Here is a 26,031-nt window from a genome sequence, read left to right as displayed (position 1 = left end):
CTCATGTCCATGATCAACGAGCAGGCGGGCGTCGCCGGTCGCGTCACCCAGGTCATCGGCGCCGTCGTCGACGTGCAGTTCGAGGAAAATCTGCCCGCCATTCTGAATTCGCTCGAGACCGACAACAACGGCAACCGCCTGGTGCTCGAGGTCGCGCAGCATCTCGGCGAGTCGACGGTGCGCTGCATCGCGATGGACTCGACCGAAGGTCTCGTCCGCGGCCAGAAGGTCAAGGACACCGGCGCGCCGATCCGCGTCCCCGTCGGCGACGGCACGCTCGGCCGCATCATGAACGTGATCGGCGAGCCGGTCGACGAGGCCGGCCCGATCGCCTCGGAAGGCTTCCGCGCCATCCACCAGCCCGCGCCGTCCTATGCCGAGCAGGCGACGGAAGCGCAGATGCTCGTCACCGGCATCAAGGTCGTCGATCTTCTCGCGCCCTACGCCCGCGGCGGCAAGATCGGCCTGTTCGGCGGCGCCGGCGTCGGCAAGACCGTGCTCATCCAGGAGCTGATCAACAACATCGCCAAGGCGCATGGCGGCTATTCGGTGTTCGCCGGCGTCGGCGAGCGCACCCGCGAGGGCAACGATCTCTATCACGAGATGATCGAGTCCGGCGTGAACAAGGACCCGCACGAAAACAACGGCTCGTCCGCCGGTTCGAAGTGCGCGCTGATCTACGGTCAGATGAACGAGCCGCCGGGCGCGCGCGCCCGCGTCGCGCTGACCGGCCTCACGGTCGCCGAGCATTTCCGCGACCAGGGCCAGGACGTGCTGTTCTTCGTCGACAACATCTTCCGCTTCACGCAGGCGGGCTCGGAAGTGTCGGCCCTGCTCGGCCGTATCCCTTCGGCGGTGGGCTATCAGCCGACGCTCGCCACCGACATGGGCGCGCTGCAGGAGCGCATCACCACCACGACCAAGGGCTCGATCACCTCGGTGCAGGCGATCTACGTGCCCGCCGACGACCTGACCGACCCGGCGCCGGCGACCTCCTTCGCCCATCTCGACGCGACGACGACGCTCAACCGCTCGATCGCCGAGAAGGGCATCTATCCGGCGGTCGATCCGCTCGACTCGACCTCGCGCCTGCTCGACCCGCGGGTGATCGGCGAGGAGCACTACAACGTCGCCCGTTCCGTGCAGGCGGTGCTGCAGCGCTACAAGGCACTGCAGGACATCATCGCCATTCTCGGCATGGACGAGCTCTCGGAAGAGGACAAGCAGACGGTGGCGCGCGCCCGCAAGATCGAGCGCTTCCTGTCGCAGCCCTTCCATGTCGCTGAAGTCTTCACCGGCTCGCCGGGCGTGCTCGTCGACATCGCCGACACGATCAAGGGCTTCAAGGGCCTCGTCGAGGGTGCCTACGACCATCTGCCGGAAGCGGCCTTCTATATGGTCGGCACGATCGAGGACGCGATCGAGAAGGCGAAGCGCCTCGCGGCTGCGGCCTGATCGGTCGGCGAAGGAGAGGACGATGAACCTCAAGATCGTCCTCCTCGTGGTCGGCCTCGTCGCCGGCGCGCTCGTCGGCTGGGTCGCGACGCCGAGCCCCTCCGCGGAGATGCGGGTGGGTGGCGTCGAGATCGCGGTCGATCAGAACCAGGTGGCGGTCGGGCCGGAAGGTACGATCGCCGAGAGCCGGACTTCCCGGATCGCCCTCTTCGCGGCGATCGGGGCCGTGATCGGGCTCGGTATCGGCTTCGTCGCCGATCGCCGCAGATAGACCGGCCCAGCCGGCGCACAGTGATCGGAAGGGTGAGAGAATGGACAGCTTCGCCTTCGAACTCGTCTCGCCGGAGCGGCTGCTGCTCTCCGAGCCGGTGACGGCCGTCGTCGTGCCGGGCACGGATGGTGAGTTCACGGTGCTCGCCAACCACGCCCCCTTCATGTCGACGCTGAAGCCGGGCGTCGTGACGGTCTCCCAGGCTGCCGGCGGCACGGAGAAGTTCTTCGTGCGTGGCGGCTTCGCCGATATCGACGGCAAGGGTCTCACCATTCTCGCCGAACAGGCCGTGCCGCTCGAGAGCCTCGACGCTGCGCGCCTCGCCGCCGAGATCAAGAATGCCGAGGAAGATCTCGCCGATGCGCGCGGCGATCTCGCCCGCACTGCGGCGCAGGAGAAGCTCGACCAGCTGAGAGAATTGCGCGCCGCGCTCGGCCACTGAGCCCGCCGCGGACGCCCGAACGAAAGGCCGCCCTCGAGGCGGCCTTTTCGCATCCCGGGATGAGAGGAAGGCGCACCCTCTCCACCTCGTCCATCGCGGCGAAAACCGGGATCCATTCAGCCGTGGACCCCCACTCCCTTTCCTGATGGGGCCGGGTCGCCGCTTCGGCGGGATGACGGCTGCGTTGCAACGAACTGCGGCCTCACCCCGCCAGATGCGCGAAGGCCTCTGCGACCTGCTCGTAGACGCGGCGCTTGAAGGGGACGATCAGGTCCGGCAGACGCTCCAGCCGCTCCCAGCGCCAGCCGTCGAACTCCCGCTCATGGCCGCCGCCGCCGGGCTCGAGCACGTCGATCTCGCTCTCCTCGCCCTCGAAGCGGAAGGCGAACCATTTCTGCCGCTGGCCGCGATACTTTCCCTTGAGGGCGATGCCGACGAGGTCGCGCGGCAGATCGTACTGGAACCAGTCGGACGCCTCGGCGAGCAGGCTGACGCTGCGGATCGACGTCTCCTCGTAGAGCTCGCGCCTCGCCGCTTCGAGCGGGTCCTCGCCCGGATCGATGCCGCCCTGCGGCAATTGCCAGACCGGATCGCCGGGCGTCAGCTCGGCATTCGCCGAGCGCTCGCCGATCCAGACGAGGCCGTCGCGGTTGAACACGACCGTGCCGACGCAGGGGCGATAGGGGAGGGTTTCGGGATCGACGGGGGTCCTGTGCTTCGCCATCTCTGCTCGTCCGATCCTCGGTTCTGTGTGACCTTCCGCAGATCACGCTCCGGCACGAGAAGAGGCCGGCCTCTCCGACTTGCCATGCCGCGCTGCGGTCGCCAAGAGGCCCCCCGAGAAAGTGGGCCGCGAGAGGGGGGCGCGAGAAGACCGGCGGCGACAGGGCCAGCGGACGAGGGCACAGCGGCACGGGCGGACGGCGCCGTGCCGCGCCGCCGGCGGGCGTGTGCGGGCGTCGCACCGCAGAAAGAAAAACGGCGCCCGAAGGCGCCGCTTTCCGATCGATCGTGCCGGTTCAGTTCGGCACGCCGTCCGCCGGGTTGGGCGGGAAGGCCTGGTTGATCTGCACGCCGCGCAGGAGAGCGAGTGCCGTCTGGAGCTGCTTGTCGTCCTTCGCCTCGGGCGGGACATAGGCCTGCGAGCCCGATTCCTCGGCCTGCCCGTCCTTGGTGCCCTCGTTCGTCAGATGGCCGCGCAGATTCGCCTCGCCGCGGGTGTCGTCGACCTGGCCGGCGAGTTCGGGCGGCAGATCCTGCACCACCTCGATGTCGGGGGTAATGCCCTTCGCCTGGATCGACGCGCCGGACGGCGTGTAGTAGCGGGCCGTCGTCAGCCGGATCGCCCCGTTGGAGCCGAGCGGGATGATCGTCTGCACCGAACCCTTGCCGAAGGAGCGCGTGCCGAGCACGGTCGCCCGGCGGTGGTCCTTGAGCGCGCCCGCGACGATCTCGGAGGCCGAGGCCGAGCCGCCATTGATCAGCACGATCAGCGGCTTGCCATTCGTCAGGTCGCCTGCCCTGGCGCTGTAGCGCGTGCTCTGGTCGGCATGGCGGCCGCGAGTCGAGACGATCTCGCCACGCTCGAGGAAGGCGTCGGAGACCGCGACCGACTGGTCGAGAAGGCCGCCCGGATTGTTGCGCAGGTCGAGGATGAAGCCCTTCAGCTTGTCGGCGCCGATCTCGGCGGTGAGCTTGTCGATCGCGTCCTTGAGCCCGTCGAAAGTCTGCTCGTTGAAGCTCGAAATGCGCAGATAGCCGACCTCGCCCTCGGCGCGCGACCGCACCGACTGCACGCGGATCACGGCCCGCACGAGCTTGACCTCGATCGGCTTCTCGACCTTGTCGCGGCGGATGGTGAGGGTGATCGGCGTGTTGACCGCGCCGCGCATCTTCTCGACCGCCTCGTTGAGGCTGAGGCCCTGCACGTTCTCGCCGTCGAGCGCGATGATCTTGTCGCCGGCGAGCACGCCGGCCTTGGCCGCCGGGGTGTCGTCGATCGGCGAGACGACCTTGACGAGCCCGTCCTCCATCGTCACCTCGATCCCGAGCCCGCCGAACTCGCCGCGGGTCTGCACCTGCATGTCCTTGAAGTCTTTGGGATTGAGGTAGCTCGAATGGGGATCGAGCGAGGTCAGCATGCCGTTGACCGCCGCCTCGATCAGCTGGCCGTCATCCGGCTTTTCGACATAGTCGGCGCGGATGCGCTCGAACACGTCGCCGAACAGGTTGAGCTGCCGATAGGTATCGGAGACCGCCGCCACCGCCGCCCCCGGCAGGAGCCCCGGCACGTGCGGGAGGGTCATCGCCGCCGACGCGCCGATCAGCACGCCGGTGATGAGGAGGGAGGCCTTACGCATCATCCGCCAACCTTTTCGTCGTCTGGCTTCGCCCACCAGGGGGCGGGGTCGATCGAAGTTCCGTCCTTGCGGAACTCCACGTAGAGCACGGGCTGGGTGGCGCCAAGCCCTGCACGGGCAGGTTCCGCGCCACCAGCGCTGGCGAGCAGGCGCGTCCCCATCACCGCCACCGGCTCGCCCGCGAGCACGAACTGACCGACCTGCGGGTCGATCCGTTCCATGCCGGCCAGCAGCACATGATATCCGCCGCCGGCATTGATGATCAACAAATTGCCGTAGGACCGGAACGGGCCGGCATAAACGACCCAGCCATCCGTCGGCGAGGCGACGCGGGCGCCCGAGCGGGTGGCGATCGAGAGGCCCGCCGTCGTGCCGCCGAGCCCGTCCGGCTCGCCATAGCTGCGGATCTCGACGCCGTTGACCGGTCGCGGCAAGAGGCCCTTCGCCTTCGCGAAGGTCACGGCCGGCACGATGCGATCGGCCGCGCCGAGCGAGCTCGGTCGCTGCGGCGCGGTGCCGGCCGCTTCCGCGGCGCGGTTGGCCTCCTCGGCCCGGCGGGCTGCCGCCGCGGCCTCGCGGGCGCTCGCGATGTCGTTCTCGAGACTGGCGATCAGCTCGCCGAGGCTCCTCGCCTTATCGGCGAGCGCCTCCGATTTCTTCCTCTCCGCGTCGAGCTGTTCGGCCGTCTCGACCTGCACCCGCCGCTTCTCGTCGACCAGGAGGCCGATCCGCGTCCGCTCCTCGGCGAGCGCGGTCGCATCGGCGCGCATCCGGTCGCGCTCGCGGCCCTGCTCCTGCTTCAGCGAGACGAGCGCGGCGAGATCGTGCGACAGGCCGTCGGCGTCGCGCCGCAGCCCCGGCACGACGGCGCCGAGCAGCATCGCGCTGCGGACCGCGGCGAGCGCATCCTCCGGTCGCACCACGACGGCCGGCGGCGGCTTGCGGCCCATGCGCTGCAGCGCGGCGAGCACATCGGCGAGCACGGCGCGGCGCTTGTCGAGCGAGCCGCGCAGCTTGCCCTCTTCGTCGAGCAGGGCGCTCATCCGCCGTTCGGCCTCGTCGATCTTCGCCTCCAGGGCCTTGGCGCGCTCGCCGGTCTCGATCAGCGAGCTGTTCAGTGTCGCCCGATCCTTCTCGATCGCGTCGATCTCGCGGGCGAGCGCCTGCTGGCGCTCCTGCGTCACGGCGATGTCGCGCGTGATCGCGGCGAGCTCGTCCTCGCGCGCCGCCTTGGCCGCTTCCGCGTCGGTCGGAGCGCTGCCGCGCAGCGGCGGCGCGTCGACGGCTCCGGCCGGCACGGCGGCACAGGCGAAGACGAGGGCACAGAGAACGGGTATGCGGGCGGTCGCGATCAACAGGCGGCGCTCGGCTCATCGGGCAGCGCGGCACGATGCTGTGCCGGAGATGCAACTATTCCGCCAGATTGCGGCCGAAGCACGACGGACGCAACCCTCACGCCCGATGATAGGGATGGCCGGAGAGGATGGTGACCGCGCGATAGATCTGCTCGGCGAGCATCAGCCGTACAATCTGGTGCGGCCAGGTCATGCGGCCGAAGGAGAGGAGAAGGCCGGCTCGCTGCCGCAGGCTCGGATCGAGCCCGTCGGCCCCGCCGATCGCGAAGACGAGATCGCGTGTGCCCCGATCACGCAACACCGCCAGCCGATCGGCGAAATCCGTGCTCGAAAGATTCTCGCCCCGTTCGTCGAGCGCGACGAGTGCCGCATCGGCCGGCACCGCAGCGAGCAGACCGTCGGCCTCCTCGCGCATCCGTGCCGCGACCTGGGCCGAGCGGCCCTCTGCGAGTTCCCGCAAGGCGAGCGTCAGGCCCTGGCTGCGGCCGGCCTGGGTCGCGCGCTCGACATAGCGCTCGACGAGGGCCCGATCCGGCCCCGCCTTCAGCCGCCCGACGGCGGCGATCGTCATGCGCATCCGCCCGTACGAACCTCAGGAGGCCGGCGTCACGGGCTGCGGCCGCGCCGCCATCGGGCGCGGAAGGTCGGCCTGCCACATCTTCTCGAGATTGTAGAAGCTGCGCACTTCCGGCCGGAAGATGTGGATGATCACGTCCGCCGTATCGATCAGCACCCAGTCGGCATGAGGAAGGCCCTCGACATTGCCGACGCGGCCGCCGGCTTCCTCGATGTCCTTCGCCAGCCGTTCGGCGATCGCCGCGACATGGCGCTGCGAGCGGCCGGAGGCGACCACCATATAGTCCGCCAGAGGCGACTTGCCGGTGATGTCGATGGAGACGATGTCCTCCGCCTTGGAATCATCGAGGCTCGAGAGGACGGTGTTGAGGAGGTCCGCCGCCGCAAGCTGCCGGCGCTCGACCGTCCCCGGAAGGACGCGCGTCACCGCGCCCTCAGGCTGCACTACCGTCGTCAGTGTATCGTCCTTTCGCCATGAAGCCTTCCGAGCGCGTCGCTCCGGGCCTGGGCATTGGCGGTTCAGCCGCCGCGACGCAAATCGCCGCACCTTTAAGATAGGCACGCCGGCGTGAAGCTTTCAAGACGCGGCGCGGGGACTCTTTTCGGTCGCCCGCAGCGCCGTCGAGGACAGCGGCGAGCGCGGCCCGTGCAGAAAGATGAAGGCCGGCGGCCGCCGGCCGGCAAAGGCGGCGGCGCTCCGTTCCGGAACGCGATAGGCCGCGAGCAGGCGCGCCGCCGGCGCATTGGGGGCGGAAAAGGTGCTGCCCGGCCGGTCATAGACGGCGACGGGCATCAGCGCGGCGATCTTCCCCCAGTCGCGCCAGCGGTGAAACTGGGCGAGATTGTCCGCCCCCATCAGCCAGACGAAGCGCACGCCCGGCCGCATGGCGACGATCCGCGACAGCGTATCGGCGGTGTAGCGCGTGGCGAGGCTCGCTTCCGCGCCGGTGACGCGGATGCGCGGGTGGCGGGCGAGCGCTTCCGCCGCGGCGATCCGGCGGGCGAGATCGGCGGGCGCGCGCGCCTTCAGCGGATTGCCGGGGGTGACGAGCCACCACACCGCGTCGAGCCGCAGCCGGCGGAGCGCCGCGAGGCTCGCCAGGCGATGGCCGTCGTGCGGCGGATCGAAGGACCCGCCGAACAGGCCGATCCGCTGGCCCGGCGAGGCCTTCGGCAAAGCGAGAGCGCGGGCCGGCACGGCGGCCGGCGCCGCGCCGGCGGGCTTCGTCACGGCCGGGTCTGGCCCGTGCCGCGGACGCGGTAATTGAACGAGGTGAGCTGCTCGACGCCGACCGGGCCGCGGGCGTGCATGCGGCCGGTCGCAATGCCGATCTCGCCGCCGAAGCCGAACTCGCCGCCATCGGCGAACTGCGTCGAGGCGTTCCACAGCACGATCGCCGAATCGACCTCGGCGAGGAAGCGGCGGGCCGCCGCCTCGTCCTCGGTGACGATCGCGTCGGTATGGTGCGAGCCGTACCGCTCGATGTGATGGATCGCGTCGTCGAGCCCGTCGACCACCTTCACGGCGATGATCGCATCGAGATATTCGGTCCGCCAGTCTTCCTCCGTCGCCGGCGTCGCCTCGGGCACGCGCCCGCAGGTCTCGGCGTCGCCGCGGATGGCACAGCCGGCCGCGATGAGCGCCTCGACGACGGGCTTCAGATGGGTGTCGACGACCGCGCGGTCGACGAGCAGCGTCTCGGCCGCGCCGCAGACGCCGGTGCGCCGCATCTTGGCGTTGACGGCGAGCGTCTTCGCCATGGCGAGATCCGCTGCGGCATGGACATAGAGATGCACGATGCCGTCGAGATGGGCGAAGACCGGGACGCGCGCCTCGTTCTGCACGCGCGCGACGAGGCTCTTGCCGCCGCGCGGCACGATCACGTCGATCGCGCCGTCGAGGCCGGCGAGCATCAGGCCGACCGCGCGGCGGTCCCGGGTCGGCACGATCTGGATCGCGGCGGGGGGCAGGCCGGCCTCTTCGAGCCCGGCGACGAGCGCGCCGTGGATCGCCGCGGTCGAGCGGAAACTGTCCGAACCACCGCGCAGGATCACCGCATTGCCCGCCTTGAGGCAGAGCGCGCCGGCATCCGCGGTGACGTTCGGCCGGCTCTCATAGATCACGCCGATCACGCCGAGCGGCGTGCGGGCGCGCTGCATCACGAGGCCGTTCGGCCTTGTCCATTCCTCGGTGACCTTGCCGACCGGATCGTCGAGCGCGGCGATTTCCTCGATCGCCGAGGCCATGGCGGCGACGCGCTTCGGATCGAGGGTCAGCCGGTCGAGGAAGGAGCCGGCGACGCCGGCCGCACGCGCATCGGCGACATCGGCGGCGTTCGCCGCCAGGATCTCGGCCTCCCGGGCGCGGATCGCTGCGGCCATGGCGCGGAGCGCTCGGTCCTTCGTCTCGGCGGAGGCGAGCGCCAGCGTCCGGGCGGCACCGCGCGCCCGCGCGCCGAGATCGACCATCGCGGCTTCCACCGGCGATTCATCGGCCTCGATCTCGGGGATCTCTGCGCTCCGTGCGGCCGCTCTCATGACACTCTCCTCGGGACCGGTTGTCCGGCCCCTTTTTCGCGGATCGGGAGAAATAGCAGCTTTGGCGAGCCCTCGGAAGCCTTTGGCCCGGCGGGGGAACTCCTGTCGGCGCCTCGCCCCGGGACGCCGACGGGCCGTTCAGGCCGAGGCGGCGGCTGCCGCGAGCGCTGGCTCGCCGCCGAAGATCGCCATATCGTCGCGGTGGATCATCGCCGCCCGGCCGGAATAGCCGAGCAGGGCCTCGATCTCGCGGCTGTTGCGGCCGGCGATCTTCTCCGCCTCGCCGATGTCGTAGCCGACGAGGCCGCGGCCGATTTCCTCCCCCGAGGGCCCGAGAATCGCGACGGCGTCGCCGCGCTGGAAGCGGCCCTCGACGCGGCGCACGCCCGCCGGCAGCAGGCTCTTGCCCTGATGGAGCGCCGAGACCGCGCCGGCGTCGATCACCACGACGCCGCGCGTCTCGAGATGGCCGGCGATCCATTTCTTGCGCGCCGCGACGGGGTTGCCCTCGGCGAGGAAGAAGGTGCTCGGCGCGCCCTCCGAGATGCGCTTCAGCGGGTGCAGCGGCTTGCCGAGCGCGATCGCCATCGCCGTGCCGGCGCCGGTCGCGATCTTTGCCGCGTCGATCTTGGTCTTCATGCCGCCGCGGGAGAATTCCGAGCCGGCGCCGCCCGCCATCGCCTCGATCTCCGGCGTGACGCGCGGCACGATCGGGATGTGCCGCGCGGCGGGATCCTGCTGCGGCGGGGCGGTGTAGAGCCCGTCGATATCGGAGAGGAGGACGAGGAGGTCCGCCCCCATCATGGTCGCGACCCGCGCCGCGAGCCGGTCGTTGTCGCCATAGCGGATCTCGGTCGTCGCGACCGTGTCGTTCTCGTTGATCACAGGAACGGCGCGCAGGCGCAGCAGGGTCGAGATCGTCGAGCGGGCGTTGAGGTAGCGGCGCCGCTCCTCGGTGTCGGTGAGGGTGAGCAGGATCTGGCCGGCGGTCATGCCGTGCCGGCCGAGCGCCTCCGACCAGGCGCGGGCGAGCGCGATCTGGCCGACGGCGGCGGCGGCCTGGCTTTCCTCGAGCTTCAGCGCCCCCTTCGGCAGGCCGAGCACGCCGCGACCGAGCGCGATCGCGCCGGAGGAGACGAGCAGGATCTCCCGGCCGCCGGCGGCGAGTGCGGCGACATCCTCGACGAACGCCTCGAGCCAGTCGGAAGCGAGCCGGCCGGTCGCCCGGTCGACGAGCAGCGCGGAGCCGATCTTGACGACGATGCGGCGGAAATCCTCGGGCTTCACGGCCGCCAGCCTTCCGCCTTCTGCGCGGGCACGTCGTTCGGATCGGCGCTGTTCGCCTCCTCGACGATGCGGGCGAGCACGCGGAGCGCCGCCTCCATTCCCTGGCCGGTCACCGCGGAGAGCACGAGCGGCGTCGTCCGGGCGGCGCGGCCGAGCGCCTTCTTCTTCGCCTCGAGCGTGTCGGCTTCGACCGCGTCCGCCTTCGACAGCGCGACGATCTCCCGCTTCTCGCCGAGCCCTTCGCCATAGGCTTCGAGCTCGTCACGGACCACCCGATAGGCGTCGGCGACATCGTCCTGCGTCGCATCGACGAGATGGAGCAGCACGCGGCAGCGTTCGATATGGCCGAGGAAGCGGTCGCCGAGCCCCGCACCCTCGTGCGCGCCCTCGATCAGGCCGGGAATATCGGCGATGACGAATTCGCGCGTGTCTATGCGCGCGACGCCGAGCCCGGGATGGAGCGTCGTGAAGGGATAGTCGGCGATCTTCGGCCGCGCCGCGGTGACGGCGGAGAGGAAGGTCGACTTGCCGGCATTCGGCAGGCCGACGAGGCCGGCATGGGCGATCAGCTTCAGCCGCAGCCAGATCCAGCGCTCGAGCCCCTCGAGGCCCGGATTGGCGCGGCGTGGCGCCTGGTTGGTCGAGCTCTTGAAGTGCGAATTGCCGAAGCCGCCATTGCCGCCCTTGGCGAGCAGGACGCGCTGGCCGATCTCGGTCAGGTCGGCGATCAGCGTCTCGTTGTCCTCGTCGAAGATCTGGGTGCCGACCGGCACCTTGAGGAGCACGTCGTCGCCCTTCGCGCCGGCGCGGTTGCGGCCCATGCCGTGCTGACCGGTCTTCGCCTTGTAGTGCTGCTGGTAGCGGTAATCGATCAGCGTATTGAGGCCGTCGACGCATTCCACCCAGACGTCGCCGCCGCGGCCGCCATCGCCGCCGTCCGGCCCGCCGAACTCGATGAACTTCTCGCGGCGGAAGGACACCGAACCGGCGCCGCCGTCGCCGGAGCGAATGTAGACCTTCGCCTGGTCGAGGAATTTCATGTCGTGAACTCTTCGTGACGCGCCCGCGTCAGCACCGTGTCGATATGCGGAAGATCGGCGGAAAGCGCAAGGTTGTGCTGAATCGAACGGCCGGTGACGACGAAGCCGAGCTTCTCCTGCACCCGCATCGAGCGGTGATTGCCCTCGAACACGCCGGAGCGGATCTCCCGCACGACCGGATCGCGGAAGGCCTCGGCGACGAGCGCGGCGGCCGCTTCCGGCATCAGCCCGCCGCCCCAGGCGGCGCGGGAGAGCCAGTAGCCGAGCACCGGCGCCGCGCCGAGCGCGATCAGCGAGACGAGGCCGACGAGGCCGTTCCCGGTGTCGATCGCATAGAGCCGCTCCTCGCGCCGCGCCTGCGAGCCCGCGGCCCAGACGAGGAAGCGCTCGGCGTCGACCCGCCGATAGGGGAAGGGCACGCGGGCGAGCCAGCGCGACACTTCGAAATCGGAAAGACCCTCGGTGATCGCCGCGGCATCGGTGAGGCGGAGCGGACGGAGCACCAGGCGCTCCGTCTCGATCCGGCCGTCAGGCGGCGTCGCTCTCTGCATCGTCATCGTCGCTCGCGGCGAAACGGCCCGCGCCCCACTCTTTGATGCTCGTCCAGACCGATCGTTCCAGCACGAAGCGTTCCACCGCCACCGCGCCGCGCGTCGCGATCGAGGAGACCATACCCGAGCCGCGGAACTGGAACCCGCATTTTTCGACCACCCGGCGGGCCCGGCCATTGGTGACACGGACCACCGTCCAGAGCCGGTCCATCGAACCGTTCGAGAAGGCGTCGTCGACGATCCGGTGGGCGATCTCGGTGCCATAGCCGCGACCCCAGTAATGTTCCGCCACCCAGAAGGTGAGATCATAGCCGTCCGGCCGGTCGCCGCTCGGCCGGTAGCTGCCGGCCCCGACGACATGCCCGCACGAGCGGCGGATCGCGAGGAAGCAGGCGCCAGGACCCTTGCGGTGCGCCCGCTCGCGGCGGATGAAGGCTTCCGCGTCGCTCATCAGGAAGGGATAGGGCACACCGACGAGGCTCGTCGCGACGCGGGGATTGTCGAGCGCCGCGGCGAGGGCGGCGGCATCGCCGGCCTGCGGGGCGCGGAGCGCCAGCCGCTGCGTCAGGATCGATCGTTCCTCGTCCTCGGTGTCGAGCGCTGCGGCTCCGTCGTCCTGCATGATCGGCTCCCGTCGGGCCATGCGAAAAAGGGGAGATGGCGTCCCATCTCCCCTCTCGCGGTCCTTGCGGACCTTTGACCTTTACGGGTCCCGCCGGGTCGATGTGACGCCGGCGAGAGTGTTCGTCACGCCGGGTTACTCAGCTGCCGCCGCGTGCGGTGCGACGGATACGTAGGTGCGGCCATTGGCCTTCTGCCGGAACTCCACGACGCCTTCCGTCGTGGCGAAGATCGTATGGTCGACGCCGAGGCCGACGCCCGTACCGGGGTGCCATTTCGTGCCGCGCTGGCGGACGATGATGTTGCCCGAGACGACGCGCTCGCCGCCGAACTTCTTCACGCCGAGGCGTCGGCCGGCCGAATCACGGCCGTTGCGCGAGGAGCCGCCTGCTTTTTTGTGTGCCATTTCGTTTCTCCTTCAGCCGGTCCGGTCAGGCGCCCGCGACGATCTCGGTGATCTTCACGGCGGTATAATGCTGCCGGTGACCGCGGCTGCGCTTGGAGTTCTGGCGGCGGCGCTTCTTGAAGACGAGAATCTTCCCGTCGCGCCCCTGCTCGACGATCGTGCCGGCGACCGAGGCGCCGGCGATCGCCGGGGCGCCGAAGGTGGTGCCGGCGTCGCCGCCGATCAGCAGAACTTCGCCGAAGGTGACGGCGTCACCCGCCTCGCCGGCGAGCTTTTCGACTTCGATGACTTGGTCCTGAGCGACACGGTACTGCTTGCCGCCGGACTTGATGACTGCGAACATTGTTCGATCCAGTTGTTCAGCCCGATCTCGAAGGATCGGCTTCTTCAGTCAGGGTTCCGGAAATGAAAATGGCGCCGGCCATGGACCGCGCCACGATCGGCGGCAGTTATAGGCGCGCGGCGACCCCTGTCAAGCAAAACGGCCGCCGAAGCGGCCGTCTCGAGGGAAGGGGAAGCGGGATCGCCGGTCAGGCCCAGGGGCGCGCGGCCGCCGCGCGGCTCTCATAGGCCGCGATCTGGGTGTCCTTGACCATGGTGATGCCGATGTCGTCGAGGCCGGAGAGGAGCTTCTCCTTCCGCGCCGGGTCGATCTGGAACGGCACCGAGCCGCCGTCCGGCCCGCGGATCACCTGCGCCTCGAGATCGACCTCGAGCCGGGCGTTCGAGCCGCGGCCCGCATCGTCGAGCAGCTTGTCGAGATCCTCGGGCGAGACGATCGCCGGCAGGATGCCGTTGTTGAAGCAGTTGTTGTAGAAGATGTCGGCGAAGCTCGTCGAGATGACGCAGCGTATGCCGTAATCGGCGAGCGCCCAGGGCGCGTGCTCGCGCGACGAGCCGCAGCCGAAATTGTCGCCGGCGACGAGAATGGTCGCGCTGCGATAGGCCGGCTTGTTGAGCACGAAATCGGGGTTCTCCGAGCCGTCCTCGCGATAGCGCATCTCGGCGAAGAGGCCCTTGCCGAGCCCGGTCCGCTTGATCGTCTTCAGGTAATCCTTCGGGATGATCATGTCGGTGTCGATGTTGATGATCGGCAGCGGCGCCGCGACACCGTCGAGCGTGGTGAACTTCTCCATCGCCTTGTCTCCCAAAATCCGAGCGGGGACCGGACCAATGCGCCGATTTCCCGGCGGAATCAATGCCGGAAGTGCCGCATTCCGGTGAACACCATGGCAAGGCCGGCGGCGTCCGCCGCGGCGATCACCTCCTCGTCGCGCACCGACCCGCCCGGCTGGATCACCGCGGTGGCGCCGGCTTCCGCCGCCGCGACGAGGCCGTCGGCGAACGGGAAGAAGGCGTCGGAGGCGACCACCGAGCCGAGCGCGAGGGATTCCGCCCGGCCGAGAGCGCGCGCGGCCTCGGCCGCCTTCTTCGCCGCGATGGTCGAGGAATCGACCCGGCTCATCTGGCCGGCGCCGATGCCGACGGTGGCGCCGTCCTTGGCATAGACGATGGCGTTCGACTTGACGTGCTTGGCGACGCGGAAGGCGAAGACGAGATCGGCGAGCTCGGCCGCGGTCGGCGCCCGCTTCGTCACCACCTTCAGGTCGCCCGCCTCGGTGCGGCCGAAATCGCGGTCCTGGACGAGCAGGCCCCCCGCGACGCTGCGCACCGTCAAGCCCGGCGCCGCCGGGTCGGGCAGGCCGCCGGTGACCAGCAGGCGCAGGTTCTTCTTCGCCGCGACGATCGCCGCCGCCTCCTCGGTCGCGTCGGGGGCGACGATCACCTCGGTGAAGATCTCGACGATCCGCTTCGCCGCCGCGGCGTCGAGCGTGCGGTTGAGCGCGACGATGCCGCCGAAGGCCGAGACGGGGTCGCAGCGGAGCGCCTTCTCATAAGCCTCGGCGAGCGTGTCGCCGACCGCGACGCCGCAGGGATTGGCGTGCTTGATGATCGCCACCGCCGGCGTCGTCGCGGCGTCGAACTCGGCGACCAGCTCGAAGGCCGCGTCGGTGTCGTTGATGTTGTTGTAGGAGAGTTGCTTGCCCTGCAGCTGGCGCGCCGTGGCGACGCCCGGCCGGGGCGTGCCCCCGCTATAGAAGGCGGCCTTCTGGTGCGGGTTCTCGCCATAGCGCAGCGTCTCGGCGAGCGCGCCGGAAAAGCTGCGCCAGGCCGGCGCCGGCTCGTCGAGCGCGGCGGCGAACCAGGACGACACCGCCGCGTCATAGGCCGCGGTGCGGGCGAAGGCCTTGGCGGCGAGCGCCTTGCGCAGCGCGAGCGGCGTCGCGCCGTCATGCTCCTCGAGCGCGGCGAGCACGCGGCCGTAATCGGCCGGGTCGACCACCACCGCGGCATAGCCGTGGTTCTTCGCCGCGGCGCGGATCATCGCCGGCCCGCCGATGTCGATGTTCTCGACCGCGGTCGCATAATCGGCGCCCTTCGCCACCGTCGCCTCGAAGGGGTAGAGGTTGACGCAGACGAGATCGAACCCCTCGATGCCGTGCTCGGCCATCTCCGCGGCATGGACCGGATCGTTGCGGATGCCGAGCAGGCCGCCATGGATCTTCGGGTGCAGCGTCTTCACCCGGCCGCCGAGGATTTCGGGGAAGCCGATGATGTCGGCGACGTTTTCCGCCGGCACGCCGGCCGCGTTGAGCGCCTTGCAGGTCGACCCCGTCGCCGCGATCGAAACGCCGCGCGCGACGAGCGCCCGGCCGAGCTCGATCATCCCGGTCGCATCCGACACCGAGATCAGCGCCCGCCTCAGCGGCTGGAGATCGGGCGAAGCGACGAGCGACGGCGGAACGGCCATGGGAACCTCGGGAGAACGCGGGGGGTCGGCCGCGCCGATAGCACGATCGGCCGATCCGGTCACGCGGAAGGTCGCGGCCGCGTCCCCGTCACGCGGAGGGCGGGGCTCGGCGCCCGTCCTTCAGTAGAACGGCCGCACCTCGACCGGCGCCCGGCAGGCCCGCACCGCCCGCCGCCCCCAGGCGAGCGCCGCGGCGCGGTCGGCGACATCGAGCACCCAGAAGCCGCCGACATGCTCGCGGGTCGGCAGATAGGGGCCGTCGTCGATCGCCACCGTGCCGTCCGGCCGCGCCCGCAGCGCCGTCGCCTCCGCCGCCGGCCGCAATCCGCCGACGAACACCCGCACGCCGGCGGCGACCATGTCGGCGTTCACATCGTCGATCGCCCGGTGCATCGCCGCATCCTCGGCGGCGGGGTCGTAATCGTCGGGGTGATGGATGCTGACGAGATAGAGCGGCATGCTTCTCCCTCCGTGGCCGGGCCGGCTCGCATCGGGCCGCCGACCGCTCCTCGAAGGACGTGTCGCCGGCGGCCGCGCCGACACTCGTGCCGACCGCTGTTCGAAAGAGGCCTCGCTCGGCGGCCGGCGGGGCGTGCGCGGGCACAGCCGAACTCCGGGGTGGCGACGCGCACGCCACCCCGCGTCCCGATTATGGACCCTGGCACGGAGGCCGGGGTGACGGTCGTGCGGGGTGGCAAGGGCGCGCGGCCATCCCGCCGGCCACATCCTCTCCACCCGTCATGCCGGCCTCCGTGCCGGCATCCATAATCGTGAGGCCGGATGGTACTGCGCGCGCTGCCGTCATCCCGGGAAGACAACAGCACGCCACTGGGTGTCGGGAGCACCGCGATGCCGGGCAAAGACTGGTGAAAGGGAACGCCGCCTATTAGAGCGGCAGCTCGTCCCCGTTCTCCCGCGCGCCCCCGCTCCGCCGCGGCTGGGGGCCGGCGATGCGGCGGAAGCGCCAGCGGACCGAGGCCTGGTGGAGCGCGCGGCCGTAGACGACGATCTGCTCGCTGCGCCGGCTGCCGCGCACGTCCGACAGCTGGATGCTCTCCTCGATCGCCGCTTCCGGGCCGGTGGTCTGGAATTCCCAGGCCGAGCCGTCGGGCAGTGCCAGCAGCACGGCATTGCCGCCCTTGACGCGGCTCGCCCGCACCGTCGGGTGGAGGTGGAAGCGGATCGCGAAGCCGTCCTTGCCGCCCTTGCCGGCCGTGCCGCCGGACGGGCTCGTGAAGCCGTCGAGCCCCTCGATCACGTCGCCATAGGGCGACATCATCAGCCGCCGCTCGTGGCGGATGCCGTAGCGCGCGACATAGCCGTCATGCGCGGCGATCAGCACGATGCCGGCATGGTCCTCGCGCCGCTCGATCTCGACATGGGTCGGGCCGGAGAGGATCGGACGGTCGCCGCCCTCGCCGCGGGCGAAGCGGCAGGACGAGGAATCGTTGAGCGCGGCGGTCGAATGCGCCGCGGTGGCGCGGGCGAGCCGGCGGAGCTCGACCGCGAGCGGGCCGGGCACGCCGCAATTGACGACCAGCGGCTGGCGGCCGGCGCTCATCTCGAAGGAGAGACAGCCGGCATGCGCCTCGCGCGAATAGGCGGGCGGCGGCGGCGGGCCGGTGTCGACGAGGATCACCGTCTCGCCGGCCTCGAGCCGCTGATAGCCGGAATGCGGCGCGCTCTTCAGCGGCGCGCCGCGGGCGTCGTCATAGGCGAGCACGGTGGCGAGCAGGCCGAGCTGGGTCTCGCCCATGCCGTTGAAGCGGGCGAAGCCACCATCGCCGAGCCGGAAGAAGCGCAGCATCGGCATCATCCGGTCGACGGCGCCGAGCAGCGCCGCCGGCGGCTGCTGGCCGCGCGCGGTATAGGCCTGGCGGAGCGGCAGGAGGTCGACGAGCGTCTCGAGCACGGCCGCCGGATTGCGGCCGACATGGCCGCCATCGGGCAGGATCTGCCGGTCGAGCTCCTGTTCCAGCCAGCGCGTCGCCTGACGCACGAAGCGCACCTCGCCGGACAGCGACAGCGCCGCGGCGACGAGCGCCATCTTGACGCGGAGCCGCGGCAGGCCGGGCTCGACATCGAGCGCGATCCGGCGGAGCGCCCGGATCTGGCGGACGAGCGCGCGCATGAAGCGGCGGTAGAAATCATGGTCGCAGCCGTCGAGAATCAGCGGCGTGTTGGCGAGCCAGGAGAGCACGCGCCGCGCCGCCACTTCGGGCGCATGGGCGATCGGGCCGTGCAGGCGGTGGAAGCGGATCCATTCGTCGACGAGGGCGCGGGCGTTCTCGCGCGAGAGGGCGAGATCGGAGGCGCGCATGTGCCGCAGCCAGGAGAATCCGTGCAGCCGCTCCGCCCAGGCGTCGGACGGCGGCTCGATCTCGAAGACGGAATAGCCCGACACCTCGATCACCTCGCCGGCGAAGACGAAGCGGCCGGCATAGATGTCGTGCGCGATGGTCGGGTCGGCGGTGCGAAGGTCGGTCGGCGCGATCAGGAGGCGTTCCGGCATCTGGCCGGAATAGCGCCAGCGGTAGAACGGGCTCGCATGCAGCGTCAGACGGGCGCGCCGGAGCGCCGAGGCGAGCGCGAGCCCCCTCTGCCGTCTCCATGCGGAACCCCCGCCGCGTGCCATTCGCCGCCTCCTTGCGCCCGCCCCCGGCCGCGCGAAACGAATCAGGAAGGATGCGCCCCGCCGGCAATCTAGCCGCCCGGGCGCGCAAACTGAAACCGCTAGAGCCGCCGGAAGCGCGCGGCGAAAAATCCGTCGAGCCCGCCGAGCCGCGCGTCCGCCTGCGGCAGATGCGCGGGGAGGGTGCGCAGGAAGCCGTCGCGGATCAATTCAGGGCGATCCCCGATCTCGCCGGGCTCGACCGGAACGAGCGCGAGCGGCAGGCGGCCGAGCGCGGCGCGCGCCTGCGCCTCGCCCTCCTCGGGTTCGAGCGAGCAGGTGCAATAGACGAGCGTCCCGCCCGGCGCGAGGAGCGCGACGGCGGCATCGATCAGCCGCGCCTGCAGCGCGGCGAGCGCCGCGACGTCGTCGGCCCGCTTGAGGAGCGCGACATCGGGATGGCGGCGGATCGTGCCGGTGGCGGTGCAGGGCGCATCGAGGAGCACCGCGTCGAAGAGCCGGTCCGGCCGCCAGGTCTCGATGTCGGCGGCGACGACGTCCGCCTCGAGCCGCAGCCGGGCGAGATTGGCGCGGAGCCGGTCGAGCCGGGCGGGCGACACGTCGACCGCGGTGACCCGTGCGCCGGCGGCCGCGAGTGCCGCCGTCTTGCCGCCCGGCGCGGCGCAGAGGTCGGCGACCGTCTGGCCGGGGGCGGCGCCGATGAGCCTGGCGGGCAGGGCGGCGGCGGCGTCCTGCACCCACCAGGCGCCGTCGGCATAGCCGTCGAGCGCCTCGATCGGCCCGTGCGCGACGAGCCGCACCGAGCCGGTCGGCAGGACGATGCCGCCGAGCCGCGCCGCCCAGCCCTCCGGATCGGCCTTCACCGAGAGGTCGAGCGCCGGCTCGACGAGATGGGCGCGGGCGATCGCCGCGGCGGTCTCGGCGCCATAGGCGGCGCGCCAGCGTTTGGCGAGCCAGGCGGGGGCGGCGAGGGCCGTCTCGTCCTGCCCGGCGCGGGTCTCCTCCTTCGCCTCGGCGAGGCGGCGCAGCACGGCATTGGCGAGCGGGCGGAAATGCTGCGCGTCGCGGTCGGCGCCGGCCTGCGTCACCGCGAGCGAGACGGCGGCGTGGTCGGGCACGTCCATGAAGAGGATCTGCGCCGCGGCGATGTCGAGAATGGCGGCGAGGGGGCCGCTCCGCTTCGGCGGCCGGCCCTTCATGAAGCGGGCGAGCGCATCGCGGATCTGGCCGTGGCGGCGGAGCGCCGTGCCGAGAATCGCCCGGGCGAGCGCCCGGTCGCGCGCCTCGAGCACGGCAAAGGGGCCGTCCGCCGCCTCGATGATCGTGTCGGGCGGCTCGCCGTCCTCGATCGTCCGGCGCAGCGCGGCCGTCGCGGCGGCGCGGGCGGCGAGGCCGGGCGGCGCGCGCCGTCCGGCCGGACCGTGCGACGGGGCGGTCGCGGGCCGCGGTCTCAACCCCAGGGTCCCCGGCGCGGGCTGCTGCCGCCCCACGGCCCATCGGTCCGCGGGGCCCGATCGGCCGACGCGCGGCGGGCGAAGCCGCCCGGCAGGTCGACGCGGCCGGGCGCCGCCGGGCGCTCCGCGTCCATGCGCAGGAGGGCGGCGATGCGGTTCTCGGTCGCCGGGTGGGTGGAGAAGAGGTTGTCCATGCGCTGGCCGGAAAGCGGGTTGACGATGAACATGTGCGCCGTCGCCGGGCTGCGCTCGGCGTCCATGTTGGGAATGCGCTCGGCGCCCCGCGCGATCTTGCCGAGCGCCGAGGCGAGCCAGCGCGGCTCGCCGCAGATTTCCGCGCCGCGCCGGTCGGCGGCATATTCGCGCGTCCGGCTGATCGCCATCTGGACGATCATCGCGGCGAGCGGCGCGACGATCATCGCGACGAGCACGCCGACGATGCCGAAGCCGCCATTGTTGTTGTCGCGGTTGCCGCCGAAGAAGAAGGCGAAATTGCCGAGCATCGAGATCGCGCCGGCGATCGTCGCGGTGATCGTCATGATCAGCGTGTCGCGGTTCTGCACATGGGCGAGTTCGTGCGCCATGACGCCCGCCACCTCCTCGCGCGACAGCGCCTGCAGGAGGCCGGTGGTCGCGGCGACGGCGGCGTTCTGCGGGTTGCGCCCGGTCGCGAAGGCGTTCGGCTGCGGGTTGTCGATCACATAGACCTTCGGCATGGGCAGGCCGGCGCGGCGCGCCAGCTCTTCGACGATGCCGTAATAATCCGGCGCCGTGCGGCGGTCGACCTCCCGCGCATGGTGCATGGCGAGCACCATCTTGTCGGCGTTCCAGTAGGAGAAGAGGTTCATGCCGGCGGCGATCAGGAAGGCGATCGTCATGCCGCCCGATCCGCCGATCAGATAGCCCACCCCCATGAACAGCGCGGTCATGGCGGCGAGCAGCATGGCCGTGCGCAGGGTGTTCATCCTCGTCGGTTCCTTTCGTTCGGGCGCGCTCGCATGAGCCGGCCCCTCGGCCCTATATGATGGGAAGCGGCGCGGAAAGCCGCAAGGATTCGCGCCTTCCGAGGAGATCGCAGAGCATGGCCGACGAAACGCCCGTGCGTCCCCTGTCCGACGCCGCCCGGCGCGCGCTCGCGGAGGCCGAGGCCCGCCGCGCGGCGATCGACGCGGCCGCGCAATTGCCGCCCGAGAGGCTCGGGCGCGACGGCCCCGAGCCGGTCCGCTTCGGCGACTGGGAGGTGAAGGGCATCGCGACGGATTTTTGAAGTCGCGCCCTTGCTTCGAAGCGTCGTCGGGGGCTCCCGCTTTCCGCCGAATTCCCGCCGCTTTTCACCGCGACTACAACGTAGCGATACTGGACATAGGATGAAATTCCTTTAGGAATAATATCCTTGATCCACTGTCGGTTCACCGAGATCGCGGTTTCATGCGGCGTCTGTTCCTCGTCCTTCCCCTCTGTCTCGCCCTGCCGGCCGCCGCCGAGGAGCGGCTCGCCGGTCCGGTCGCCGGTGAGGTGATGCGCGTCGTCGACGGCGACACGCTGGCGATCCGGGCGCGGATCTGGATCGGCCAGGAGATCGAGGTTCTTGTGCGGCTGCGCGGCGTCGACGCGCCGGAGCGGCGCGCCCGCTGCCCGGGCGAGCGCGTCGCGGCGGAGCGGGCCACCGCGGCGCTCGCCGCGCTCGTCGCCGGCGGCCGGGTGGTGCTGACCGAGATCGAGGGCGACAAATATTTCGGCCGCGTGCTCGCCAATGTCCGCGCGTCCGACGGCACGGACGTATCGACCGCGCTGGTCGGCGCCGGCTATGCCCGCGTCTATGACGGCGGCCGGCGCGCCGGCTGGTGCGGCTGAGCTACTCCGCCGCCTCTTCCGCCCGCGCCCGGCGCATCGCCTCTTCGAGCACGGCCTCGGGCTGCGCGCCCGACAGGGCGAAGCGGTTGCCGAAAACGAAGAAGGGGACGCCCGAGATGCCCTGCGCGGAAAGTTCCGCCGCGGCCTTGCGAACCGCGTTCCGCGCCTCCGGTGATTCGGCGATCGCCACCACCTCCTCGTCCGACAGGCCGAAGGGCGCGGCGATCTCGACGAGCGTGCGTGTGTTGCCGATGTCGGCGCCCTCGAGGAAGTAGGCCTCGAAGAGGGCGAGCGCGAGCGGCTGCTGCGCCCCCCAGGCGGCGGCCGCGGCGACGAGGGCGTGCGCCTTCTCGGTCGCCGGCGTGCGTCGCACCTTCGCGAAATCGAGCGGGATGCCGGCTTCGTGCGCCGCCGCCTCGACGCGGGCGAACATCGCCTCCGGGTCGGCGCCGTATTTCGTCCGCAGCCGCTCGCGCAGATCCATCCCCTCGGGCGGGATGGACGGATCGAGCAGGAAGGGGTGGTGCACGATCTCGACCGGCTCGCCGAGCCGGCCGACCAGATCGTCGAGGCGCCGCGTCCCGATGAAGCACCAGGGACAGACGATGTCGGTGACGAGGTCGATACGGAGGGGGGTCACGGGCTTCTCCTCTTTTGGGGAGGATGGGGATCGGGGGCCGGCATCGCAAGAAGGCACATGGAGGTGACCGCCCCACGCCGCCGCGATCGGGCCGCTTCGCCGGTGGCGTTTCGGCCGGCGATCCGCCATATAGCGGGAAACACCGGACGGCGCGCGATGAAGCTTCCCTTCGCCAAGATGAACGGCATCGGCAACCGCATCACCGTGCTCGACACGCGCGGCACGGACGCGACCGTCGACGCCGGTCTCGCCCGCACGCTCGCCGCCGATCGGGCGACCGAATTCGACCAGCTGATGGTGATCGGCGACCCGCGGACCGCCGGCACCGACGCCTTTCTCGCCATCTACAACACGGACGGCTCGATGAGCGCCGCCTGCGGCAACGGTACGCGCTGCGTCGCGCTCTATCTGACCGCCGACGCCCCGCGCGCCGCGCTGCGGCTCGAGACCGAGGCCGGCCTCCTCGACACCACATTCGCCGCCGACGGCACGATCACCGTCGACATGGGACCGCCGCGGTTCGGCTGGGCGGACATCCCGCTCGCCCATCCGGTCGCCGATACCGACGCGCTCGATCTCGCCTTCGGCCCGGTCGATGCGCCTCTGCTCAGCGCGCCCGCCGTGGCGAGCATGGGCAATCCGCACGCCGTGTTCTTCGTCGACGATGTCGAGGCCTATGATCTCGGCCGCATCGGGCCGATCCTCGAACATCATCCGCTCTTTCCGCAGCGCGCCAACATCTCGCTCGTCCGGGTGACCGGACCGGATGCGGTGACCGCGAAGGTCTGGGAGCGCGGCGCCGGGCTGACGCTCGCCTGCGGCTCGGCGGCCTGCGCCATCGCGGTGCTCGCCGCGCGCACCGGGCGCACCGGCCGGCGGGTCGCCGTGCGGCTGCCGGGCGGCACGCTCGATATTCTGTGGCGCGAGGACGGGAACGTCCTGATGTCCGGGCCGGCCGCCTTCGAGCATCGCGGCACGGTCGGTCTCGACGGCGGCGTCTCGATCATGGTCGGGCTCCTGCCGGCCGTGCAGGCGGTGTGAGCCGTGGATTCGCCTTCGCCCTTGGGATCGGCCATATAGCCGCCATGACCCTCGCTCTCCTTCCCGTCCCCCGCGGCCACGCCCGCTCCACGCTTTCCGGCCCGCTCGCGGGCGCGCGGACGGGCGGCCGTCCGATGGCGGAGACCGGCTGATGGCGGAGGAGAAGAAGGGCCTGTTCGGCCGGCTGTTCGGCGGCGGCCGCGAGCCGGAGCCGCCGCGCTCCGATCCGCCGCGTTCCGAGCCCGCGCCCGCTGCGGCCGCGCCGCCGGCACCCTTGGCGCCGGAGCCACCCGCTGCGCGCCCCTCCTGGTTCCAGCGGCTGAAGGCCGGCCTCGCGCGCTCCTCGGGCGCGATCGGCGAGGGCATCGTCTCGGTCTTTACGAAGCGCAAGCTCGATGCCGCGACGCTCGAAGAGTTCGAGGACGTGCTGATCCAGGCCGATCTCGGCGTCGCCACCGCCGGCCAGATCTCGGCCGCGCTCGCCAAGGGCCGGTTCGACAAGGAGATCGCCGCCGAGGACGTCAAGCGCATCCTCGCCGAGGAGGTGACGAAGGTGCTCGCGCCGGTCGCCCTGCCGCTCATGGTCGATCCGGGGCGCAAGCCGCATGTCGTGCTCGTCGTCGGCGTCAACGGCACCGGCAAGACGACGACGATCGGCAAGCTGGCGCAGAAATTCCGCGCCGAGGGCCGCTCGGTGATGCTCGCCGCCGGCGACACCTTCCGCGCCGCGGCGATCGAGCAGCTGAAGATCTGGGGCGAGCGCACCGGCGCCACGGTCGTGGCACGCGAGACCGGGGCGGATGCCGCCGGCCTCGCCTTCGACGCGCTCCGCTCGGCGCGGGAGCAGGGAACCGACGTGCTCCTGATCGACACGGCCGGCCGGCTGCAGAACCGCGCCGAGCTGATGGCCGAGCTCGAAAAGGTCATCCGCGTCATCCGCAAGCAGGACGAGACGGCGCCGCACAGCGTGCTCCTGACGCTCGACGCGACGACCGGCCAGAACGCCATGAACCAGGTCGAGATCTTCGGCCGCGTCGCCGGCGTCACCGGCCTCGTGATGACCAAGCTCGACGGCACGGCGAAGGGCGGCATCCTCGTCGCGATCGCCGCGAAATTCGGCCTGCCGGTGCATTTCATCGGCGTCGGCGAGGGCGTCGACGATCTGGAGCCCTTCGAGGCGGCGGATTTCGCGCGGGCGATCGCCGGTCTCACGTCATGACGAGGAAGGCGAGGTCGCGATGACCGTCGAGTTCGAACGCGCGCCGAACGATCCGAAGAAGCGCGAGATCAATCCCTTCCTCAAGCTCGCCCTCGAGCTCGGCCCGCTCGGCGTGTTCTTCTTCATGAATGCCCGCGGCGCGGCCCTCGCCGAGCGCCTTCCGGCGCTCGGCGCGGTCGGCGGGCCGATCTTCCTCGCCACCGCCGCCTTCATCGTCGCCACCCTCGTCGCGCTCGTCGTCTCGCTCGCCCTCACGAGGCGTCTGCCGGTGATGCCGCTCGTCACCGCGATCGTCGTCGTCGTGTTCGGCGGGCTGACGCTCTGGCTGCACGACGAAACCTTCATCAAGGTGAAGCCGACCATCACCAACGTGCTGTTCGGCGGCATCCTGCTCGGCGGCCTCGCCTTCGGGCGCTCGCTGCTCGGCTATGTGTTCGATTCGGTGTTCCGTCTGTCGGACGAGGGCTGGCGCATCCTGACGCTGCGCTGGGCGATCTTCTTCTTCGTGCTCGCCGCGCTCAACGAGGTGATCTGGCGGACGATGTCGACCGATGCCTGGGTGACCTTCAAGGTCTGGGGCATCATGCCGCTCACCTTCGTCTTCGCGCTGGCGCAGATGCCGCTCGTCAACCGGACGACGCTGCCGGAGCCGGACGAGCCCGAAAGCCGCTGAGCGGCGCTTTACGGCCGGCGGCGACGGCTCTACCCTCCCGCGGCCTCCAAGAAACGGGAAACGCTCCATGCATTTCGTCGCCCTTTGCGAAGACAAGCCGAACGGCCTGTCGCTGCGCACCGAAGTCCGCCCGGTCCATCTCGACTATCTGAAGACCGTGCCGATCCGCATCGCCGGCCCCTTCCTCGCCGAGGATGGCGAGACCATGGTCGGCACGCTCTACGTCATCGAGGCGGACAGCCTCGCGGAGGCGCAGAAGATCGTCGACGAGGACCCGTTCACGAAGGCGGGCCTCTTCTCCTCCGTCACCGTGCGCCCCTGGCGCTGGGGCATCGGCAAGCCGGCCTGAGGACGCGATGGCCCACTGGCTGTTCAAATCGGAGCCCGATTCCTTCTCCTTCGACGATCTCGTCGGCAAGGGCGAGGCCGGGCAGGAATGGGACGGCGTCCGCAACTATCAGGCGCGCAACAACATGCGCGCCATGAAGGTCGGCGAGCGCGGCTTCTTCTACCATTCGAACGAGGGCAAGGCCGTCGTCGGCATCGTCGAGGTGATCGCAGCGGCCCATCCCGATTCGACCGATACGACCGGCCAGTGGGAGTGCGTCGACCTGAAGGCGGTGATGCCGGTCGAAAGGCCGGTGACGCTCGCCGCGGCGAAGGCCGAGCCGCGTCTCGCCGGCATGGCGCTGACCGGCAATTCCCGTCTCTCCGTGCAGCCGGTCACGGATGCGGAATGGGCCGTGGTCTGCGAAATGGCGGGTGTCGCGCCGTAGCGGCGCCCGCGGGCGGCCTCCCCGCGGG

The 26,031-nt window shown here is 70.8% G+C and carries 30 protein-coding genes; 10 read left to right on the top strand and 20 right to left on the bottom strand.

The window, feature by feature from the left end; all coding sequences use genetic code 11:
* Positions 1-3 precede the first annotated feature (3 nt).
* Genes atpD through GGQ63_RS12705 form a run of 3 tightly spaced genes read left to right on the top strand, consistent with a single transcriptional unit; the run spans position 4 to position 2,168 of the window.
* Positions 4-1,455 carry a F0F1 ATP synthase subunit beta gene (gene atpD / locus GGQ63_RS12715; RefSeq protein ID WP_246429768.1) on the top strand — a complete coding sequence of 484 codons (1,452 nt, stop codon included), beginning with the start codon at positions 4-6 and terminating at the stop codon, positions 1,453-1,455.
* A 22-nt stretch (positions 1,456-1,477) separates the two neighbouring features.
* Positions 1,478-1,726 (top strand): hypothetical protein, encoded by a 249-nt coding sequence (locus GGQ63_RS12710; RefSeq protein ID WP_183856401.1) that lies wholly within the window; start codon positions 1,478-1,480, stop codon positions 1,724-1,726.
* Positions 1,727-1,766: 40 nt separating this feature from the next.
* The gene (locus GGQ63_RS12705) at positions 1,767-2,168 is read left to right on the top strand and encodes a F0F1 ATP synthase subunit epsilon (RefSeq protein ID WP_183856399.1); all 402 of its coding nucleotides are present in this window, start codon (positions 1,767-1,769) and stop codon (positions 2,166-2,168) included.
* Positions 2,169-2,370: 202 nt separating this feature from the next.
* On the opposite strand, the gene GGQ63_RS12700 is transcribed toward GGQ63_RS12705, so the two are convergent.
* The 19 genes from GGQ63_RS12700 to htpX form a co-directional block, all read right to left on the bottom strand.
* Positions 2,371-2,892, bottom strand: coding sequence for an RNA pyrophosphohydrolase (locus GGQ63_RS12700; protein WP_183856396.1), 522 nt, complete (start codon positions 2,890-2,892; stop codon positions 2,371-2,373).
* Between the two features lie 295 nt (positions 2,893-3,187).
* Positions 3,188-4,531 carry a S41 family peptidase gene (locus GGQ63_RS12695; protein WP_183856394.1) on the bottom strand — a complete coding sequence of 448 codons (1,344 nt, stop codon included), beginning with the start codon at positions 4,529-4,531 and terminating at the stop codon, positions 3,188-3,190.
* Positions 4,528-5,883: a murein hydrolase activator EnvC family protein gene (locus tag GGQ63_RS12690; protein WP_210308494.1), complete on the bottom strand. Its 1,356-nt coding sequence runs from the start codon at positions 5,881-5,883 to the stop codon at positions 4,528-4,530. The genes GGQ63_RS12695 and GGQ63_RS12690 overlap by 4 nt, the downstream gene beginning before the upstream one ends.
* A 97-nt stretch (positions 5,884-5,980) precedes the next feature.
* The gene (rlmH, locus tag GGQ63_RS12685; protein WP_183856392.1) at positions 5,981-6,460 is read right to left on the bottom strand and encodes a 23S rRNA (pseudouridine(1915)-N(3))-methyltransferase RlmH; all 480 of its coding nucleotides are present in this window, start codon (positions 6,458-6,460) and stop codon (positions 5,981-5,983) included.
* A gap of 15 nt (positions 6,461-6,475) precedes the next feature.
* Positions 6,476-6,886 (bottom strand): ribosome silencing factor, encoded by a 411-nt coding sequence (rsfS, locus tag GGQ63_RS12680; RefSeq protein WP_343061140.1) that lies wholly within the window; start codon positions 6,884-6,886, stop codon positions 6,476-6,478.
* Between the two features lie 150 nt (positions 6,887-7,036).
* Positions 7,037-7,690, bottom strand: a complete 654-nt coding sequence (locus GGQ63_RS12675) for a nicotinate-nucleotide adenylyltransferase (protein ID WP_183856389.1) — start codon at positions 7,688-7,690, stop codon at positions 7,037-7,039.
* On the bottom strand, positions 7,687-8,997 hold the full coding sequence (locus GGQ63_RS12670; RefSeq protein WP_425502075.1) for a glutamate-5-semialdehyde dehydrogenase: 1,311 nt from the start codon (positions 8,995-8,997) through the stop codon (positions 7,687-7,689). The genes GGQ63_RS12675 and GGQ63_RS12670 overlap by 4 nt, the downstream gene beginning before the upstream one ends.
* A gap of 138 nt (positions 8,998-9,135) precedes the next feature.
* Entirely contained in the window at positions 9,136-10,293 is a 1,158-nt protein-coding gene (gene proB / locus GGQ63_RS12665; RefSeq protein ID WP_183856931.1) for a glutamate 5-kinase, read from the bottom strand.
* Complete coding sequence (obgE, locus tag GGQ63_RS12660; RefSeq protein WP_183856387.1) at positions 10,281-11,324, bottom strand: GTPase ObgE; 1,044 nt, start codon at positions 11,322-11,324, stop codon at positions 10,281-10,283. Before obgE ends, proB begins: the two co-directional genes overlap by 13 nt.
* Positions 11,321-11,881 (bottom strand): GNAT family N-acetyltransferase, encoded by a 561-nt coding sequence (locus GGQ63_RS12655; RefSeq protein ID WP_183856385.1) that lies wholly within the window; start codon positions 11,879-11,881, stop codon positions 11,321-11,323. Before GGQ63_RS12655 ends, obgE begins: the two co-directional genes overlap by 4 nt.
* Positions 11,853-12,497 carry a GNAT family N-acetyltransferase gene (locus GGQ63_RS12650; protein WP_183856383.1) on the bottom strand — a complete coding sequence of 215 codons (645 nt, stop codon included), beginning with the start codon at positions 12,495-12,497 and terminating at the stop codon, positions 11,853-11,855. The genes GGQ63_RS12655 and GGQ63_RS12650 overlap by 29 nt, the downstream gene beginning before the upstream one ends.
* Positions 12,498-12,632: 135 nt before the next feature.
* The gene (gene rpmA / locus GGQ63_RS12645) at positions 12,633-12,902 is read right to left on the bottom strand and encodes a 50S ribosomal protein L27 (RefSeq protein ID WP_183856382.1); all 270 of its coding nucleotides are present in this window, start codon (positions 12,900-12,902) and stop codon (positions 12,633-12,635) included.
* 25 nt (positions 12,903-12,927) lie between these two features.
* Positions 12,928-13,245 (bottom strand): 50S ribosomal protein L21, encoded by a 318-nt coding sequence (gene rplU, locus GGQ63_RS12640; protein WP_183856380.1) that lies wholly within the window; start codon positions 13,243-13,245, stop codon positions 12,928-12,930.
* Between the two features lie 187 nt (positions 13,246-13,432).
* Entirely contained in the window at positions 13,433-14,038 is a 606-nt protein-coding gene (gene leuD / locus GGQ63_RS12635) for a 3-isopropylmalate dehydratase small subunit (protein WP_183856378.1), read from the bottom strand.
* Between the two features lie 59 nt (positions 14,039-14,097).
* Positions 14,098-15,714, bottom strand: a complete 1,617-nt coding sequence (gene purH, locus GGQ63_RS12630; RefSeq protein WP_183856376.1) for a bifunctional phosphoribosylaminoimidazolecarboxamide formyltransferase/IMP cyclohydrolase — start codon at positions 15,712-15,714, stop codon at positions 14,098-14,100.
* Between the two features lie 120 nt (positions 15,715-15,834).
* On the bottom strand, positions 15,835-16,173 hold the full coding sequence (locus GGQ63_RS12625) for a YciI family protein (protein WP_183856374.1): 339 nt from the start codon (positions 16,171-16,173) through the stop codon (positions 15,835-15,837).
* Positions 16,174-16,600: 427 nt separating this feature from the next.
* The gene (locus GGQ63_RS12620) at positions 16,601-18,349 is read right to left on the bottom strand and encodes a heparinase II/III family protein (RefSeq protein ID WP_183856372.1); all 1,749 of its coding nucleotides are present in this window, start codon (positions 18,347-18,349) and stop codon (positions 16,601-16,603) included.
* A 98-nt stretch (positions 18,350-18,447) separates the two neighbouring features.
* Complete coding sequence (locus tag GGQ63_RS12615; RefSeq protein WP_183856370.1) at positions 18,448-19,800, bottom strand: RsmB/NOP family class I SAM-dependent RNA methyltransferase; 1,353 nt, start codon at positions 19,798-19,800, stop codon at positions 18,448-18,450.
* The gene (gene htpX, locus GGQ63_RS12610; RefSeq protein ID WP_183856368.1) at positions 19,797-20,765 is read right to left on the bottom strand and encodes a zinc metalloprotease HtpX; all 969 of its coding nucleotides are present in this window, start codon (positions 20,763-20,765) and stop codon (positions 19,797-19,799) included. The genes GGQ63_RS12615 and htpX overlap by 4 nt, the downstream gene beginning before the upstream one ends.
* Before the next feature lie 116 nt (positions 20,766-20,881).
* Between htpX and GGQ63_RS12605 the strand changes: the two genes are divergently transcribed.
* Together GGQ63_RS12605 and GGQ63_RS12600 are read left to right on the top strand one after the other, a co-directional pair.
* Positions 20,882-21,067, top strand: coding sequence for a DUF1674 domain-containing protein (locus GGQ63_RS12605; RefSeq protein ID WP_183856366.1), 186 nt, complete (start codon positions 20,882-20,884; stop codon positions 21,065-21,067).
* 161 nt (positions 21,068-21,228) lie between these two features.
* Complete coding sequence (locus GGQ63_RS12600) at positions 21,229-21,654, top strand: thermonuclease family protein (protein ID WP_183856364.1); 426 nt, start codon at positions 21,229-21,231, stop codon at positions 21,652-21,654.
* 1 nt (position 21,655) lies between these two features.
* Here the strand turns inward: GGQ63_RS12600 and GGQ63_RS12595 are convergent, their stop codons facing one another.
* Positions 21,656-22,294 carry a DsbA family protein gene (locus tag GGQ63_RS12595; protein WP_183856362.1) on the bottom strand — a complete coding sequence of 213 codons (639 nt, stop codon included), beginning with the start codon at positions 22,292-22,294 and terminating at the stop codon, positions 21,656-21,658.
* A 156-nt stretch (positions 22,295-22,450) separates the two neighbouring features.
* On the opposite strand from GGQ63_RS12595, the gene dapF reads away from it, so the two are divergent.
* The 5 genes from dapF (at position 22,451) to GGQ63_RS12570 (ending at position 26,003) form a co-directional block, all read left to right on the top strand.
* Positions 22,451-23,335, top strand: coding sequence for a diaminopimelate epimerase (dapF, locus tag GGQ63_RS12590; RefSeq protein ID WP_183856360.1), 885 nt, complete (start codon positions 22,451-22,453; stop codon positions 23,333-23,335).
* A gap of 7 nt (positions 23,336-23,342) precedes the next feature.
* Positions 23,343-24,554 (top strand): signal recognition particle-docking protein FtsY, encoded by a 1,212-nt coding sequence (gene ftsY, locus GGQ63_RS12585; RefSeq protein WP_425502078.1) that lies wholly within the window; start codon positions 23,343-23,345, stop codon positions 24,552-24,554.
* Between the two features lie 19 nt (positions 24,555-24,573).
* Positions 24,574-25,227 (top strand): septation protein A, encoded by a 654-nt coding sequence (locus GGQ63_RS12580; protein WP_183856356.1) that lies wholly within the window; start codon positions 24,574-24,576, stop codon positions 25,225-25,227.
* Between the two features lie 67 nt (positions 25,228-25,294).
* Positions 25,295-25,576, top strand: a complete 282-nt coding sequence (locus GGQ63_RS12575) for a YciI family protein (RefSeq protein WP_183856354.1) — start codon at positions 25,295-25,297, stop codon at positions 25,574-25,576.
* A gap of 7 nt (positions 25,577-25,583) precedes the next feature.
* Entirely contained in the window at positions 25,584-26,003 is a 420-nt protein-coding gene (locus GGQ63_RS12570) for an EVE domain-containing protein (protein WP_183856352.1), read from the top strand.
* Positions 26,004-26,031: the final 28 nt, after the last annotated feature.

The organism is Prosthecomicrobium pneumaticum (assembly GCF_014199915.1).
Lineage (GTDB): Bacteria > Pseudomonadota > Alphaproteobacteria > Rhizobiales > Kaistiaceae > Prosthecomicrobium > Prosthecomicrobium pneumaticum.
Note: the sequence above shows the minus strand (reverse complement) of the source record. Positions and strands in the feature narration are given on the sequence as shown.